Origin of the sequence: Rahnella sp. 2050, assembly GCF_040544515.1 — a bacterium.
Classification (GTDB): Bacteria; Pseudomonadota; Gammaproteobacteria; order Enterobacterales; family Enterobacteriaceae; genus Rahnella; species Rahnella aceris.
Genome location: NZ_JBEPKE010000002.1, coordinates 984,802 through 1,000,747, shown reverse-complemented (window position 1 = coordinate 1,000,747; position 15,946 = coordinate 984,802). Strand labels below are relative to the sequence as shown.

The following is a 15,946-nucleotide window of genomic DNA, read 5'->3' as shown; positions in this document are numbered from 1 at the left end:
ATTAAAAAAACGCCCCCGGTTGTGATGCAGCCGGGGGCGTTTTTCAATAAAAGTGGCAATGAAATCAGTGCTGATGCGACTTCGGTTCGTAATTTTGCAAATGCGCTATCGCCGTATTAATCATGTGCGAATCCAGCCCGTGTCCCATACCTGGCTGAAGATTGAGCGTACATTCACAGCCCAATGATTTCAGACGTTCTGCCGCACTTTTCGACTGGAACGGATTAATCACCGGATCCTGTTCGCCATGAATGAAATGCACCACCGTACTGGCGGCAATCGGTTTTTCCGGAAGCGTTGAAAAACGCCCGCTGAACGCAATAATGCGCGACGCCAGATGCTCTTCCACTTTCGTCGATTCCAGCGCCATGATGGTGCCCTGCGAAAAGCCGACTAATGTGGTGTGTTCCGGCGTAACGCCGGTTTTTTGCTGCCAGTCACGGACAATCTGCACAAAAGCTGGCATTGCGGCATCCACTCGCGGCTGACGGTTTTGTTCGGTCACGCCCTGCACGGAAAACCACTGGAAGCCCCGGCCAAAATCACAAATATCCGGGCTGCCGACGCTTATCACCTGCGCCTGCGGGAATGAAACAGCGAAAAACTTACCGATTTCGCCCATAGAAATCGGGTTATCACCCACGCCATGAAATAATAAAATCAGCTGGTTAGCGATTTCTTCCGGCTGCTGGACGATAATTTGTTCTGAGCTCATTGCTCTCTCCCGTTGTCATTTAATGAGTTCACTATACGCCGCCCGCCGGTCAGTGAAATCGGGTTTTATTGAACGAGTCTTTCCATTTTTTGCAATGAAACCGCTGATTTATTCAGCCATTCCCGCGGCTTTCAGCGCCTGTCGTGTCTCCTCACGCCAGCGCGAAACCAGCGCTTTACGGCCGGAAAGCTTCAGCGACATGACGACTTGCGCGACACTTTGCCCCTGTTGCAGATGCGCACGCAACGCCGTCAGTGGCAAAGTGCTGTGCAACAGCACGCGACTGAGCGCCGGTAAACTGCTTTCCAGCGGACGATGGGCGAACGCAAATCCGTTCAGCTCGCGCCAGTCGGCATCATCGGGTTGCGTATCCGCAGTGGTGCCGAGCGGCAGGGTTAAATCCATCTGAGGCGCCAGCCAGCGCCAGTCACGGTCAAGCTGATGCACGGCTCTGTCCGCCAGTGCCTGCCCCGCCACGCTCAGCGGTAATATCGCCATTGCGGCATAACAGCCGCTGCTGGCTTCTTTCTGCATACTGACGCGCACCAGCCGGAATCCGGCCTGTTGCCACAATGCCGCCAGCGCCGTGGTGTAACCAAAACTGACGGACAGAAAATCCAGCCCCGCCTGCTGCGCCTGCTGTTTCTGCGCTGCTAACAAATCACGGGCAATACCCTGACGGCGAAACGCGGGATGTACCGCAATCCGGCTGACACGCCGTGAACGCATAACGGCAGCCTCGGGGAAACCCGCGTGCGCGGCGAGAGACTGCGCCACCAGATTGCCGCGCGGACGTCGCCTGCCCGCCCAGACTTCCTGCGCCAGTTCAGCACTCAGCCCGCCTTCATCCACCAGCCATAACGCGCCGGTCAGGGTGTTTTTCTGTCGTGACGCGCTGAATGTCATGCCCGGCGCATCCAGCAAACGCCGCAGATCCAGCGGCGACGTGCGGTAGTGCGCGCTGGTCAGCAGGCCGTAGAATTCCTCTAACAGCGCCGGTTCACTCAGCCAGTCGTCGGCATCAATGGAGAAAATTTCTGATGTGCCGCCCGTCTGTTCTGCTACAGGCAAATGCTCGTCAAACAACAATAACTGACTGATAAACGGCTCAAGCGTGTCGGATGATGACCAGCGGATCGGGGAATTCAGACGCAGGTCATGCCACCGCGGCAGGGACGCACAGAATTTAAGTAAGAACCCGCGTCCGGTGCCTTCGTATCCCTGAACCGTAGTGGTCAGTAACACACGCGGAAAAGCCGCGATAATTTCCGAAAGCATCGGCGTCGGAATTGCTGCCGCTTCGTCGATAATCAGCCAGTCAATGTCCGTTACCGCGCCTTCGCGGCATAATGAAAGCAACGCATCCGGCGCGATAAAGCGGGCAGACTCTGTTTGATGATTGAGAATCTGGCTGGCTGAGGCTTTCGCCGGTGCGGTTACCCAACAGGTGCCCGGCCACTGTCTGGCAAGCATTCCCGCCAGCGTCGATTTGCCACGGCCACGGGCAGCCGTCAGCACCCATACGCCGGACTGAGCCTGCATCAGTTGTTGTAAAATCTGCGATTGTTCAGCGGTGGGCTGACCGTCGGGTGGCAGCCAGTCGGGTGCTGCTGGCAGCGGGGGGATATCAAAAGGCTGATCCTGCTGGCAAACCGTAATGTTGCGATCTTGTTCGAGTAAAGACCGGAAACGGCGGATGAAACGCGGCGTCGGGATCGCCTGCGGTTGTTCGCTCCAGCGCAGGCTGTCCGCGTCCGGCGTGTCAGGCCAGGCGTTCCATTCCGGTATTAGCAGAATCAGCCAGCTTCCGGCTTTCAATGTGCCGGAAAATACCGCCAGCGCCTCGGTATTGAGGCCATAACGCGCATCAAACACACCGTGAAAAATGTCCTGTCCGAGCAGCGTCTGCGCCGCTGAAGGCGGGCAGGATGTGACGCCATCAGGCGGTGAATCACTCAGCCACAGCCAGTCACCGGCACTTTGGGCAGAGAACAGGACAGCCTGTTGTTCACACCACTGCGTCCCGCCACTGAACACCAGCAAACGCCGGACACCCAGCCGCTGCATCTGCTGCTGTAGCAACGTCGCAGACATGTCAGGTTTTCCCGACAATCATCGATAACAGACCGGCAGCAATCAGCGGCCCGACCGGTACGCCTTTAAACAACGCCACGCCCAGCACGGTGCCGACTAACAGGCCAGCCACCAGATGCGGCTGCGTGCCCATCAGCGTCAGGCCACGTCCGCCAAGCCACGACACCAGCACACCCACCAGAATGGCGACAATAGATTTCCAGTGGAGGAAAGAATGCACCATGGTGCTGGCGCTGATTTTTCCGCTGGCAATCGGCGCCATCACGCCAATGGTCAGAATAATAATGCCGATAGTCAGGCCGTATTTTTCTATCCACGGAAAAAAACTGTTCAGTGGCGTAATACGCACCGTGAGGAGGAAGAACATTGCGATGGTGACGGCGCTGTTGTGGCTGATAATGCCCAGACCGGCGAAAACAAGTAAGATCAATAGGGTTGGATCGAGAAAAGCCATGGCATTCCCAGCGGTTCAACATGAAAATGAAAGAGAGGCCCGGGGAGCCTCTCTGGATCGGTCATTGATTATTGAACAGTTTTTAGCAGCAGACCAGCGCTTCCTGCCACTTAATCAGCGGCTGGCAAAGGTATTACACTGGTCCGGATTACCGGTATCAAAGCCGCGTTTGAACCAGGTATAACGCTGCTGGGAAGTACCGTGAGTGAAGCTGTCCGGCACCACGCGCCCCTGACTTTGCTGTTGCAACCGGTCATCGCCGATGGCCTGCGCGGCATCCAGCGCTTCTTTCAGATCGCCCTCTTCGAGAACATTTTGCTGCTGCATCGCGTGCCCCCAGACACCGGCGTAACAGTCAGCCTGTAATTCCATTTTCACCGACAACTGATTTACCACAGTCTGCGACGCGCCCTGCTGCATCTCGCGAACCTTGCGTTCGGTGCCCAGCAAATTCTGCACATGGTGGCCGACTTCGTGCGCCACCACATAGCCCTGCGCAAAATCACCGCCCGCGCCGAGTTTGTTCTGCAATTCCTGATAGAACGACAGATCGATATACACCGTGCTGTCCGCCGGACAATAGAACGGCCCCATCACTGACTGGCCGGTGCCACAACCGGTGCGGGTCGCGCCGCGATACATCACCAGTTTGGGTTCACGATAAGTCATGCCCTGCCGCTGGAAAATCTCTTTCCAGGTGTCTTCCGTCGAAGCGAGGATCACCGAGGTGAATTTTGCCTGCTCGTCATCTTTCGGGCTGATGGATTGTGACTGTGTTTGCTGCATGCCGCCGGACTGACCGCCGTCAATCAGCGGAGTGAGGTCGATACCGTAATAACCAGCAACCAGCACCACGATGATGATCACGATACCGCTTTTGCCACGGATCGGCAGGCGCATTCCTCCGCCGCCTAGACCGCCGCCGTTAGATCCCTGTCCGCGTCTGTCTTCTACATTGTCGCTTTCGCGACGCCCTTGCCAACGCATAGATACCTCCAACCTGTTTTTTTAAGACTAGCCAGCACACGCAGTTAATACCATCTGCGAAAGGACGTAAGTTTAGTGGCGGAGGAATTAAATGAAAGGAATCAGTGTTAAAACAAGAAAATTAAATGCAGGAAAGAGAACGGGTGACGGAGGCCATCACCCGTTTAGTGCATACCGCGTAAACGATTGCGTAGTCTGGCTAAAAAAATAACGTGCAGCTTAGTCCAGTTTCACACCGATACGGTGAGCGACTTCTTCGTAAGCTTCGATCAGGCCACCCAGGCTCTGGCGGTAACGGTCTTTGTCCATTTTGTTCAGGGTTTCTTTATCCCACAGGCGGCTGCCGTCTGGAGAGAACTCATCACCGAGCACCACTTCCCCGTTGAACAGACCGAATTCCAGTTTGAAGTCGACCAGGATCAGACCGGCATCATCAAACAGTTTGCTCAGCACGTCGTTGGCTTTGTAGCTCAGCTCTTTCATGCGCGCGAGGTTTTCTTCGTTCACCCAGCCAAAGGTCTTGCAATACGATTCGTTGATCATCGGGTCGTGCATGGCGTCATTTTTGAGGAACAAATCGAACAACGGTGGGTTCAGTTCCAGACCTTCTTCAATGCCCAGACGTTTTACCAGCGAACCAGCAGCACGGTTACGGATCACGCATTCAACCGGGACCATATCCAGTTTTTTCACCAGCACTTCGGTGTCAGACAGCAGGCGTTCCATTTGAGTAGGAATACCGGCTTCTTCCAGCTTAGCCATGATGAAATGGTTAAATTTATTGTTAACCATGCCTTTACGGTCGAACTGCTCAATACGCTGACCATCCAGTGCTGACGTATCGTTACGGAACTCCAGTACCAGAAGGTCCGGGTTTTCGGTGGTGTAGACGGTTTTCGCCTTGCCGCGATACAACTCAGCTAACTTTTGCATCTTTACTTACTCCAGTGGAAAAAACAGATGTAAAAAGGGGCCGGAGCCCCTTGGTATTATTTTGCGCTACTCTGGCTAAACGCGGCCTGCATGACCGCCACCATCGCATCGTTCTGCGACTGGCTGAGAGCATGTCCTTTCGGATCAAGGAACTGCAAACTACTACGGTTGTCGAGGTCGCCAACCTGAAGTTTGTAATCACCGGAAGTCAGCCCCGGATCTTTCGCACCCAGTGTCTGCCACGCATCGTCATTCAGCGGTTTGTAGGTCACAGACAATGTGCCTTGCGGACGGCTGCTGTCGGTCACTTTCATGCCGACTTTTGTCAGGGCATTTGGCAGGCGATCCCACACAACACCGTAGCTCTCACGAACAATCAGCACCGGCAGGCCGGTATCATCTGCACCGCTCTGAACATCAATCTCACCAACACGACGGTTGTCGAGGCGTGCCTGAGTATCCTGCTGCACTTTATCCAGGCTCGCCGTGATGGCGTTCATCATCTGGCTGTTGTAACGCTGGATTTCAGCAGAAGAGGTCACAGGTTTATCCTGTTGTTTCAGCTCAAGCGTTTTCACCGTCAGCGCTAACTGGTAACTCTGCTGTTTCACGCTGATCTGATAACGCCCCTGATACTGGAAGTCTTCATCCGCACGATTCCAGTCAACGAAATCGGTGGTCAGTGTCTGGTTAGCATCATCACGGTTGGCAATTTTGAAATTATTTTGCTCAACCGCTTTCACGACGTTATTCCACAGATCACGATTCTGCGCGGTATTTTCCAGCAACACGGTGCTGCTGTTGCCAGAGAATTGCGTCTGGGAACCGCTCAGCAGCGCCAGTGGCTGGGATGGTGGACGGATGTCGAGCTGTTTGCCCACGGCGCCCTGCATCGATCCTGCCTGAACTTCATACGTTCCGTTCTGCACGGGAAGAATCATCCCGACCGGCGCTTTCAGCTCATGCAGACCTGACGCATCCAGGTAGGCTTCATCGCCACTTACCTGGCGTTTGTAACGTTGATCGCTTGAACAGGCGGCCAGCAGCATGATCAGGGAAACCCCGACCACTTTTGCTACGGCCGTTTTCTGCAATCGGGTCATCTGGAAACTGTTCTTGTCAAATAAAGAGGCCATCAAATCTTCCTAAGAGTTACAGCAAACCGGCGCTTTTTAATGCTTCTTCCACGACCGGACGGGCAGCATCTGTTAACGGCGTCATAGGCAGACGCATCGTATCGGTTGCCATCAAACCCAGTGCCTTACAGGCCCATTTCACCGGGATTGGGTTTGCTTCTACAAACAAATTCTGATGCAAAGGCATCAGGCGCTGATTCAGGCGACGCGCTTCGGCAAAGTTGCCAAGCGCTGCCAGCTCACAAAGTTGGGCCATTTCACGGGCAGCTACGTTAGCCGTGACGGAAATAACGCCCTTACCACCGAGTTGCATAAAGTCCAGACCGCTGGCGTCATCGCCGCTCAGCAAAATGAAATCTTCATCATCAACCAGCACTTGGATCTGACTAACCCGACTTAAGTTCCCTGTTGCTTCTTTAACAGCAACAATATTCTTCAATTTTGCTAAACGCGCGATAGTCTGCGGCAACATATCGCAGCCGGTACGTGAAGGCACGTTGTAGAGAATTTGCGGCAAAGAGGTATTTTCAGCGATGGCTTTGAAGTGCTGATACAGACCTTCCTGCGTCGGACGGTTGTAATAAGGGGTGACTGTCAGGCAACCAACAACGCCACTTTTTTCAAAACGTTGCGTAAGAGAAATCGCTTCAGCAGTCGCGTTTGCGCCAGTGCCTGCGATAACAGGGATGCGTCCATCAGCCAGTTCCAGCGTCTGTAAGACCACGTCACCGTGCTCTTCATGGCTCAACGTGGCCGACTCGCCGGTCGTGCCAACGGAAACGATCGCCGCAGTACCACTGGACACATGATAATCAATCAGTTTTTTCAGACTCGCGCGATCGACAGCACCTTTGGTGTCCATCGGCGTAACCAGTGCAACAATACTTCCCGTAAACATTGACCTTCCCCTCCACAAACAGGTCACTCATGGTACTTTTGACACCACTGCAAAAGCAAGCAATCAACGAGCGGTAACCGCTTGTCCGGCGGTTTTTTTTATGTTTACCTTGGGAATACTCCCAAGCACGACAGGAAGACCTATTTTGCCGCAGCCACAACAACATTATCTCGTGATCACCGCCTTAGGCGCTGATCGTCCGGGTATCGTCAACACCATTACCCGTCAGGTCAGCAGCTGCGGCTGTAATATTGAAGACAGCCGTCTGGCGATGCTCGGTGATGAGTTTACGTTTATCATGCTGCTTTCCGGAAGCTGGAACGCGATTACACTGATCGAATCCACTCTGCCGCAAAAAGGCGCAGAGCTGGAATTATTGATCGTGATGAAGCGAACCAGTGCACATGAACGCCAGCCAATGCCTGCTACGGTCTGGGTGAAAGTGGAGGTGAAAGACTCTCCGCATCTGATCGAACGTTTTACCGATTTATTCGATACGCATCAGATGAATATCGCCGAACTTGCCTCAAAAACGCGCCCGGCAGATGCCGCCACGCCAGCACAGTTATCGATTCAAATAACGGCGCACAGCGCAGCCAATACCGATGCGGCAATTATTGAGCAGGCGTTTCATCAGCTATGTACAGAACTGAAAGCGCAAGGCAGTATTAACGTGGTTAGTTATTCTGAGAATGAAGATAAACTGCAGTAATCGCTAAGAGATATGGAGAAAGACAATGAGCCCACTGAAAGCCGGTGACCCTGCGCCGCAATTTAGTTTGCCCGACCAAGACGGTGAACAAATTAATCTGGCCGACTTCCAGGGACAGAAAGTCCTGGTCTATTTCTATCCTAAAGCCATGACGCCGGGCTGTACCGTACAAGCCTGCGGACTGCGCGATAACATGGATCAGTTAAAAAATGCCGGAGTGGAAGTGCTGGGGATCAGCACCGATAAACCGGAAAAACTGTCGCGTTTTGCTGAGAAAGAGTTGCTGAACTTCACCTTGTTGTCCGATGAAGATCATCAGGTCTGTGAGCAGTTTGGCGTCTGGGGTGAAAAATCCTTTATGGGGAAAACCTACGACGGCATCCATCGCATCAGCTTCCTGCTCGACGGCAATGGCAAAGTCGAGAAAGTGTTCGACGATTTCAAAACCACCAATCACCATGACATCGTCATGGCCTACCTCAACGGTAAATAGCCGACACGGTCAGATTGTGGAGACAAAAAAAGCGCAGACGCGCTTTTTTTATTGGGTGCGGTAAGCAGAAAAAATCAGACCGTTTCGTTGAGTGATTCATCCGGCCAGACGTGAACCACGGCTTTGACCAGCGTCGCCAGCGGTATGGCAAAGAACACCCCCCAGAATCCCCACAGACCGCCAAACACCACGACAGAAAGAATAATCACCAGCGGATGCAGGTTCACGGCCTCGGAGAACAACAGCGGCACGATCACATTACCGTCCAGCCCCTGCACCACCAGATAGGCGACGAAAAGCGTCCAGAAATCCGCGCCCAGCCCCCACTGGAACATCGCGACAATCACCACCGGAATGGTCACCAGCATCGCGCCGATATACGGGATCAGAACGGATACGCCGACCAGCACCGCCAGCAGCAGCGAATAATGCAAATCCATCACCCAGAACACCAGATACGTGGCCACTCCGACGATAATCATTTCGAGCACTTTGCCGCGAATATAGTTGGTGACCTGCTGATTCATCTCCACCCAAACCTGTCCGGCCAGCCCGCGATCGCGGGGCAGAACGCGACGCACGGCACTCAGCATCTGCTCTTTATCTTTGAGCAGAAAGAACACCATCATCGGCACCAGAATCAGGTAAATTGCCAGCGTCAGTAAACCGACCAGCGAGGCCAGTGAATATTTCACTACTGACTCACCCAGCCCGGATAATTTGCTGCGCATGTTTTCCGCCATCATATCGATGATGCCCGCATCCACCAGCGCCGGATAACGCTTCGGCAATGTTGCGGCGAAATCATAAAAGCGGTTCAGCATGCTCGGTAAATCGGTCATCAGGTTCACCCCCTGCTGCCAGGTCACGGGGGCAATGACAAACATACCGAGCAGCAAAATACCGGCAAAAATAATCAGCACCACGCTGACCGACAGCGTGCGGGAAAGCCCGACATGTTGCAGACGCACCGTCGGCCATTCCAGCAAATAGGCGAGTACGATCGCCACCAGAAGCGGCGCAAGGATACCATTGAGAAAATAGAGGATGCAGAATCCTGCGACCAGAATCGCCAGCAGCGCGATAGCCTGCGGGTCGGTAAAGCGACGGCGATACCACTGTAATAACATATCCAACATTAATAAAACGCTCCTGTAATTTCGGGTCTGGCATCTACGCGCTGTTCGTTCCCTGCGCGCTCAGACACAAGTAACTATTTAAAAAATTCGTTGTCACACGACTGTAGCTTCGGAGTGTTTTAAACTCTCACGCGGATAGCTACTATAGAGACCAGCGCAGAGAAAAGCGCAAGAAAATAATGGTCTGACTGACTGTCCGCAGAAGAAAGGCTCGCAAAGCTCATCGGTATCGCGGTTAACTTATTGGGAAGCAAATGTTTATGGTCATGCGGTTGAAAAAAAGGGTGATTGCCCTGTGTCTGGGCAGCCTGCTGGCGGGTTCCATACCGCCCGCCGGTGCGGATGACAGTTCATTCTGGTCAACCCCCGTGAGCCCCGTAAAAAGCCCTAACTCGCCGTTAGCCCCGCCGGTGAGCGACCAATTACCGGACATCGGCACCACTGCGGGCGGCACGCTCAGTATTAATCAGGAATTACAGATGGGCGATTTTTATGTCCGTCAGATGCGCGCCAGCACGCCGCTGATTAACGATCCACTGCTCAATCAATACATCAACGAACTGGGGCAACGGCTGGTGGCGCATGCCTATTCCGTCCGCACGCCGTTCCATTTTTTCATCGTCAATAACGATGAGCTGAACGCCTTCGCCTTCTTTGGCGGCAATGTGGTACTTCACTCATCACTGTTCCGTTATACCGATAACGAAAGCCAGCTGGCGTCCGTCATGGCGCACGAAATTTCCCACGTGACCCAGCGCCATCTGGCGCGTGCGATGGAAGACCAGCAACGTAACGCGCCGCTCACCTGGGTGGGGGCGCTGGGGTCAATTCTACTGGCGATGGCCAGTCCGCAAATGGGCATGGCGGCGCTGACCGGTACACTAGCAGGCACGCAGCAAGGCATGATCAGCTTCACGCAGGGCAATGAGCAGGAAGCCGACCGTATCGGCATTCAGGTCTTACAGCGTTCGGGGTTTGATCCGCAGGCGATGCCCGCCTTCCTGCAAAAACTGGCAGATCAGGCGAGCTACTCAACCCGTCCGCCGGAAATGTTGCTGACGCACCCGTTGCCCGACAGCCGTCTGGCCGATATCCGTAACCGCGCCAACCAGATGCCGCACCCGATTGTGCAATCTTCACAAGATTATACCCTGGCGAAAGTACGCATATTGGGGATGTACGGTTCAGAGAGCTTCCCGCTGAGTGACGACTATCTGCTGAAACTGAGCAATGGCAATATCCGCGAGCAACTGGCGGCAAAATACGGCCATGCACTGCAATTTTATAAAGCAAAAAAATATGATCAGGCGCGGACGATCCTTGAACCGCTGCTGGCTCAGAATCCGGGCAACGAATGGTTACTCGATTTAGCCACCGATAATGATATCGACAGCAAACGTGCGCCGCAGGCGATAGCGCGTCTGGAGCAGGCCGGTGCGGCCAGCAGTGCCAACGCCGTGCTGCAACTCAATCTGGCCAATGCTTATCTCGAAGGTGCGAAGCCGGCCAATGCCATGAAAATCCTCAACCGCTATACTTTCAATTATCCGGGTGATCCGAATGGTTGGGATTTGTTGTCTCAGGCCGCCGCAGCACAGGGTTTACGTGCGCAGGAACTGGCTGCCCGTGCGGAAAGCGTGGCATTAGTCGGACGTCTGGATCAGGCGATTGAAATGCTGAGCAATGCCAGCGCATTACAAAAATTAGGCAGTCTGGAACAGGCCCGTTATGACGCACGAATCGACCAGCTTCGTCAGTTGCAGCAACGATTCCGTCAGTATCAGAAAGGCTGATTTCAGTGCCAGAATGGAGAAACTTTTATGCAACACGATGTCGCAATCTATCATAACCCGGCATGCTCGAAGAGCCGTGAAACCCTGAAATTGCTGGAAGCAGAAGGCATTGAACCGCAAGTGATTTTGTATCTGGAAACGCAGCCGTCAGTGGATAAGCTGAAAGAATTGATCGACCTGCTGGGTTTCAGCTCTGCACGTGAACTGATGCGTAAGGGTGAGCAGATTTATAAAGACATGAATCTGAAGGATACCAGTCTGAGCGAGGACGCGCTGTTACAGGCGATGGCCGATCATCCGCGGCTGATTGAACGTCCGATTGTGGTGGCCAACGGCAAAGCGCGTTTAGGGCGTCCGCCGGAACAGGTCAAAGAGATTTTATAACCCCGCGCTTTCAGTTCGGGTTCAGTGCTAACGAACCCGGACATCCCTTCCTGTCACAACCCGAGAATTTCTTTCACGAACGGGATCGTCAGTTTCCGCTGCGCCGTAATCGAAGCGCGATCGAGCTGATCCAGGGTCATAAACAACGTACGCATTTCCCGATCCAGACGTTTGAGCAGGAAACGGCCCACGTCTTCCGGCAGTTCAAACCCGCGCAGTTTAGCGCGTAGCTGCAATGCCTGAAGTTTTTCTTCATCGGAAAGCGGCTGAAGTTTGTAGATTTGCCCCCAGTCGAGACGGGAAGCCAGATCCGGCAGGCTGAGATTGAGCTGACGCGGAGGTCGATCGCCGGTAATAAACAGGCGCGTACGGCCGGTTTCAAGAATGCGGTTATAGAGATGGAAAACAGCCGCTTCCCATTCATCATCACCGGCAATGCCTTCGATATTATCGATGCACACCAGCGCCAGGTGCTCCATACCGTCCAGCACTTCAGGCACGAAATACGCGCGTTTGTCTAATGGCACATAACCGACGGCTTCACCGCGCTGTGATAATTCGGCGCAGGCTGCATGCAGCAAGTGGCTGCGGCCGCCGCCCTCGCGTGACCAGAAATAAATATAAGTGCCGTGTTCCTGATGCAATGCGCTCTGAATGGCAGAAAGCAGAGAGGGGTTTTCCCCCGGATAAAAACTGGCAAAGGTTTCATCATCGGGAAGATAAAGTGGCAAAGAAAGCTGTGCCGGCGTATTCAGAAGCACCTCAACCAAAGCGGTATAATGACCGCAGATGTTGTCACGTCAATAAAAGGAACTGCCGAATTCTAGCAAGGATCCGTTGTGAAATGAACTGTGCCGGGTGCAACCGCTTGCGATCCGAGCACCTGACCGGCTGGCAATACACCCGCCGGTCAGGGATTCACTTAAAAACGTGCAGATCAGACCGGCGGATTTTCCCGCTCATCTTCAACATCAATGATCTGTTCTTCGCCACGGAAAATCTCGATAACTTTGAACAGCAGACTCAGGAAAATGCCCACGATCGTTGCCAGCGCCATGCCTTTCAGCTCCGCTGCACCAATGTGGATTTTCGCGCCGCTGACACCGATGATCAGGATCACTGCGGTCAGGATCAGGTTTTGTGCTTTATTGTAATCCACTTTCGATTCAATCAGCACGCGGATACCGGATGCACCAATCACACCATAAAGCAGCAATGAAACGCCGCCCATCACCGGTACCGGCACAGCCTGGATGGCTGCCGCCAGTTTGCCGATACAGGAAAGCAGAATAGCCAGAATGGCCGCGCCGCCAATAACCCAGGTGCTGTATACCTTGGTGATGGCCATGACGCCGATGTTTTCACCGTACGTGGTATTTGGCGTTGAGCCGAAGAAACCGGACAACACGGTCGACAAACCGTTTGCCAGCATCGAACGGTGCAGGCCCGGATCACGCAGTAAATCTTTCTTCACAATGTTTGCCGTCACAACCAGATGCCCGACGTGTTCGGCAATAACCACCAGCGCCGCAGGCAGGATCGTGAGGATGGCGACCCATTCAAAACGTGGCGTATAGAAGGTTGGCAGCGCGAACCAGTGCGCATTCTCGATCGTTGAGACATCCACCACCCCCATAAAGAACGACAGTGCATAACCCACCAGCACGCCGATCAGGATCGGGATAATCGCCAGGAAACCACGGAACAGCACGGACCCCAGAATGGTCACAGACAGTGTCACCAGCGAAATGGTAATGGTGGTGGAATCCACCGCCGCGCCCTCGGCAGGTAACAGACCCGCCATATTCGCCGCCACGCCCGCCAGTTCCAGTCCGATGACGGCAACGATTGCGCCCATCGCCGCAGGCGGGAATATCACGTTAATCCAGCCAATTCCGGCTTTCTTAACAATCAGCGCCACCAGGCAGAACAACAGCCCGCAGGCAATAAAACCACCGAGCGCCACCTCATACCCCATCGGTAACAGCAACAGCACCGGGGAAATAAACGCGAAGCTCGAGCCAAGGTAAGCCGGTATTTTCCCTTTACAGACAAATAAATACAGCAAAGTCCCTATGCCATTGAACAGCAGCACCGTTGCCGGGTTGATCTTAAACAGAATGGGCACCAGGACGGTGGCACCAAACATGGCAAACAGATGCTGGAAACTCAGGGGAATCGTCTGCAGCAATGGCGGACGTTCGCTTACCCCGATGACACGACGGGTCATGAATGTGATCCTCTCAATGGTGTGATGTTGTATATGACGAGCAAAAAAAAGCCGACTGATTAGTCGGCTAAACGCTTATTTATTTCGTACCAAATATCTTGTCGCCCGCATCGCCTAGCCCCGGGATGATGTAGCCTTTATCGTTGAGTCCCTGATCCACCGAGGCGGTGTACAACTCAACGTCCGGGTGTGCGGCTTCGAGAGCGGCGATCCCTTCAGGCGCGGCAACCAGCACCAGCACTTTAATGCTCTGGCAGCCGGCTTTTTTCAGCAGGTCGATGGTGGCAATCATAGACCCCCCCGTCGCCAGCATCGGATCAACCACCAGTGCCAGACGTTCTTCAATGTTAGAAACCAGTTTCTGAAAATACGGCACAGGCTTGAGGGTTTCTTCATCACGGTACACGCCGACCACACTGATACGCGCACTCGGAACGTGTTCCAGTACGCCTTCCATCATGCCCAGACCGGCACGCAGGATAGGCACTACGGTAATTTTCTTGCCTTTAATCTGATCGATTTCAACCGGGCCATTCCAGCCTTCGATCGTCACTTTTTCAGTTTCTAAATCAGCAGTCGCTTCATACGTCAGCAGACTTCCCACCTCAGAAGCCAGTTCGCGAAAACGTTTCGTGCTGATGTCGTTTTCACGCATCAGGCCCAGCTTGTGTTTCACCAGCGGGTGTTTCACCTCGACGATCTTCATTATTTATTCTCCTAAGGTGGTTGAGCTGCAAAAAAAATCGCGAGATTATAACGCCATTTTTTTTGAACGCCATACCAAATAGCCTGATCTGGATCATCAGTAACCCGGTTAGAGTATAGACAGCCTAAAACTCATCATCGAATAAGGCGCTCGCAAACGTTTGCTTCCACTGTTAGAATTGCCCCGCTTTATTCTTCAACCACCAACCCAAACCGCCGTGGGGACTTCGCAGTGACCGACAAAACCTCTCTCAGCTATAAAGACGCAGGCGTAGATATCGATGCCGGTAACGCATTGGTAGACCGCATTAAAGGTGTAGTAAAACAGACTCGCCGCCCTGAAGTGATGGGTGGACTGGGCGGTTTTGGTGCCCTCTGCGCGCTGCCGCAAAAATATCGTGAACCCGTACTGGTTTCGGGTACCGACGGCGTTGGCACCAAGCTGCGTCTGGCGATGGATTTGAAACGCCATGATACTATCGGTATCGATCTGGTCGCGATGTGCGTCAACGATTTAATCGTTCAGGGCGCTGAACCGCTGTTCTTCCTCGACTATTACGCCACCGGCAAACTGGACGTCGATACTGCCGCCAGCGTAATCACCGGTATCGCAGAAGGCTGTAAACAGTCTGGCTGTGCGTTAGTCGGTGGTGAAACCGCTGAAATGCCGGGCATGTATCACGGCGAAGATTACGACGTGGCAGGCTTCTGCGTGGGTGTGGTGGAAAAATCAGAAATCATCGACGGCAGCAAAGTGGCTGACGGGGATGTGCTGATCGGCCTGGCCGCCAGTGGCCCGCATTCCAACGGTTATTCTCTGGTGCGCAAAATTCTGGAAGTCAGTAAGACTGACCCGGAAACCACCGTTCTGGCAGGCAAACCGCTGGCCGATCACCTGCTCGCACCAACCAAAATTTACGTGAAATCGATTCTGAACCTGATCGAAAACGTGGATGTTCACGGCATCGTCCATCTGACCGGTGGCGGCTTCTGGGAAAATATCCCACGTGTATTGCCGGACAACACGCAGGTGATTATCGACGAATCAAGCTGGCAGTGGCCGGATGTCTTCACCTGGCTGCAAACCGCCGGTAATGTCAGCCGTCACGAAATGTACCGCACCTTTAACTGTGGTGTGGGCATGCTGGTGGCACTTCCGGCAGAACTGGCCGATCAGGCGATTGCATTACTGAACGATAATGGCGAAAAAGCGTGGAAAATTGGCTACATTAAAGCCTCTGACTCCGCTGAACGCGTGGTTATTGAATAAAAC

Annotated in this window: 16 protein-coding genes; 5 read left to right on the top strand and 11 right to left on the bottom strand. The window is 53.6% G+C overall.

Going from position 1 to position 15,946, the window contains the following annotated elements; genetic code table 11:
• Window positions 1–64 precede the first annotated feature (64 nt).
• The 7 genes from ypfH to dapA form a co-directional block, all read right to left on the bottom strand.
• Entirely contained in the window at window positions 65–715 is a 651-nt protein-coding gene (gene ypfH / locus ABIC79_RS11870) for an esterase (protein ID WP_119261865.1), read from the bottom strand.
• Window positions 716–823: 108 nt separating this feature from the next.
• The gene (locus ABIC79_RS11865) at window positions 824–2,809 is read right to left on the bottom strand and encodes a tRNA(Met) cytidine acetyltransferase TmcA (RefSeq protein ID WP_354567214.1); all 1,986 of its coding nucleotides are present in this window, start codon (window positions 2,807–2,809) and stop codon (window positions 824–826) included.
• A 1-nt stretch (window position 2,810) separates the two neighbouring features.
• On the bottom strand, window positions 2,811–3,263 hold the full coding sequence (locus tag ABIC79_RS11860) for a DUF441 domain-containing protein (protein ID WP_013576549.1): 453 nt from the start codon (window positions 3,261–3,263) through the stop codon (window positions 2,811–2,813).
• 114 nt (window positions 3,264–3,377) lie between these two features.
• Window positions 3,378–4,250 (bottom strand): KPN_02809 family neutral zinc metallopeptidase, encoded by an 873-nt coding sequence (gene ypfJ / locus ABIC79_RS11855; RefSeq protein ID WP_013576550.1) that lies wholly within the window; start codon window positions 4,248–4,250, stop codon window positions 3,378–3,380.
• Between the two features lie 219 nt (window positions 4,251–4,469).
• On the bottom strand, window positions 4,470–5,183 hold the full coding sequence (gene purC / locus ABIC79_RS11850; RefSeq protein WP_013576551.1) for a phosphoribosylaminoimidazolesuccinocarboxamide synthase: 714 nt from the start codon (window positions 5,181–5,183) through the stop codon (window positions 4,470–4,472).
• Between the two features lie 56 nt (window positions 5,184–5,239).
• Complete coding sequence (gene bamC / locus ABIC79_RS11845; RefSeq protein WP_112151697.1) at window positions 5,240–6,319, bottom strand: outer membrane protein assembly factor BamC; 1,080 nt, start codon at window positions 6,317–6,319, stop codon at window positions 5,240–5,242.
• A 16-nt stretch (window positions 6,320–6,335) separates the two neighbouring features.
• Complete coding sequence (gene dapA, locus ABIC79_RS11840) at window positions 6,336–7,217, bottom strand: 4-hydroxy-tetrahydrodipicolinate synthase (RefSeq protein WP_013576553.1); 882 nt, start codon at window positions 7,215–7,217, stop codon at window positions 6,336–6,338.
• Between the two features lie 145 nt (window positions 7,218–7,362).
• Here dapA and ABIC79_RS11835 point away from each other — a divergent pair, with 145 nt between their 5' ends.
• Both ABIC79_RS11835 and bcp read left to right on the top strand, forming a co-directional pair.
• Window positions 7,363–7,929: a glycine cleavage system transcriptional repressor gene (locus tag ABIC79_RS11835; protein WP_013576554.1), complete on the top strand. Its 567-nt coding sequence runs from the start codon at window positions 7,363–7,365 to the stop codon at window positions 7,927–7,929.
• A gap of 25 nt (window positions 7,930–7,954) precedes the next feature.
• Window positions 7,955–8,422 (top strand): thioredoxin-dependent thiol peroxidase, encoded by a 468-nt coding sequence (gene bcp / locus ABIC79_RS11830; protein ID WP_013576555.1) that lies wholly within the window; start codon window positions 7,955–7,957, stop codon window positions 8,420–8,422.
• A 74-nt stretch (window positions 8,423–8,496) separates the two neighbouring features.
• Here bcp and ABIC79_RS11825 read toward each other — a convergent pair whose 3' ends face one another.
• Window positions 8,497–9,561, bottom strand: a complete 1,065-nt coding sequence (locus tag ABIC79_RS11825) for an AI-2E family transporter (RefSeq protein ID WP_013576556.1) — start codon at window positions 9,559–9,561, stop codon at window positions 8,497–8,499.
• A 260-nt stretch (window positions 9,562–9,821) separates the two neighbouring features.
• On the opposite strand from ABIC79_RS11825, the gene bepA reads away from it, so the two are divergent.
• Both bepA and arsC read left to right on the top strand, forming a co-directional pair.
• Window positions 9,822–11,354 carry a beta-barrel assembly-enhancing protease gene (bepA, locus tag ABIC79_RS11820; protein WP_015690291.1) on the top strand — a complete coding sequence of 511 codons (1,533 nt, stop codon included), beginning with the start codon at window positions 9,822–9,824 and terminating at the stop codon, window positions 11,352–11,354.
• Window positions 11,355–11,381: 27 nt separating this feature from the next.
• Entirely contained in the window at window positions 11,382–11,738 is a 357-nt protein-coding gene (gene arsC, locus ABIC79_RS11815; RefSeq protein WP_112151698.1) for an arsenate reductase (glutaredoxin), read from the top strand.
• Window positions 11,739–11,791: 53 nt separating this feature from the next.
• Here the strand turns inward: arsC and hda are convergent, their stop codons facing one another.
• The 3 genes from hda to upp all read right to left on the bottom strand — a co-directional run bounded on the left by hda (window position 11,792) and on the right by upp (window position 14,674).
• Window positions 11,792–12,499 (bottom strand): DnaA inactivator Hda, encoded by a 708-nt coding sequence (gene hda / locus ABIC79_RS11810; RefSeq protein WP_013576559.1) that lies wholly within the window; start codon window positions 12,497–12,499, stop codon window positions 11,792–11,794.
• 176 nt (window positions 12,500–12,675) lie between these two features.
• Complete coding sequence (gene uraA / locus ABIC79_RS11805) at window positions 12,676–13,968, bottom strand: uracil permease (protein ID WP_013576560.1); 1,293 nt, start codon at window positions 13,966–13,968, stop codon at window positions 12,676–12,678.
• A gap of 79 nt (window positions 13,969–14,047) precedes the next feature.
• On the bottom strand, window positions 14,048–14,674 hold the full coding sequence (gene upp, locus ABIC79_RS11800; RefSeq protein WP_013576561.1) for a uracil phosphoribosyltransferase: 627 nt from the start codon (window positions 14,672–14,674) through the stop codon (window positions 14,048–14,050).
• A 231-nt stretch (window positions 14,675–14,905) separates the two neighbouring features.
• Here upp and purM point away from each other — a divergent pair, with 231 nt between their 5' ends.
• Window positions 14,906–15,943, top strand: a complete 1,038-nt coding sequence (gene purM, locus ABIC79_RS11795; protein WP_354567208.1) for a phosphoribosylformylglycinamidine cyclo-ligase — start codon at window positions 14,906–14,908, stop codon at window positions 15,941–15,943.
• The last annotated feature ends 3 nt before the right edge of the window (window positions 15,944–15,946 follow it).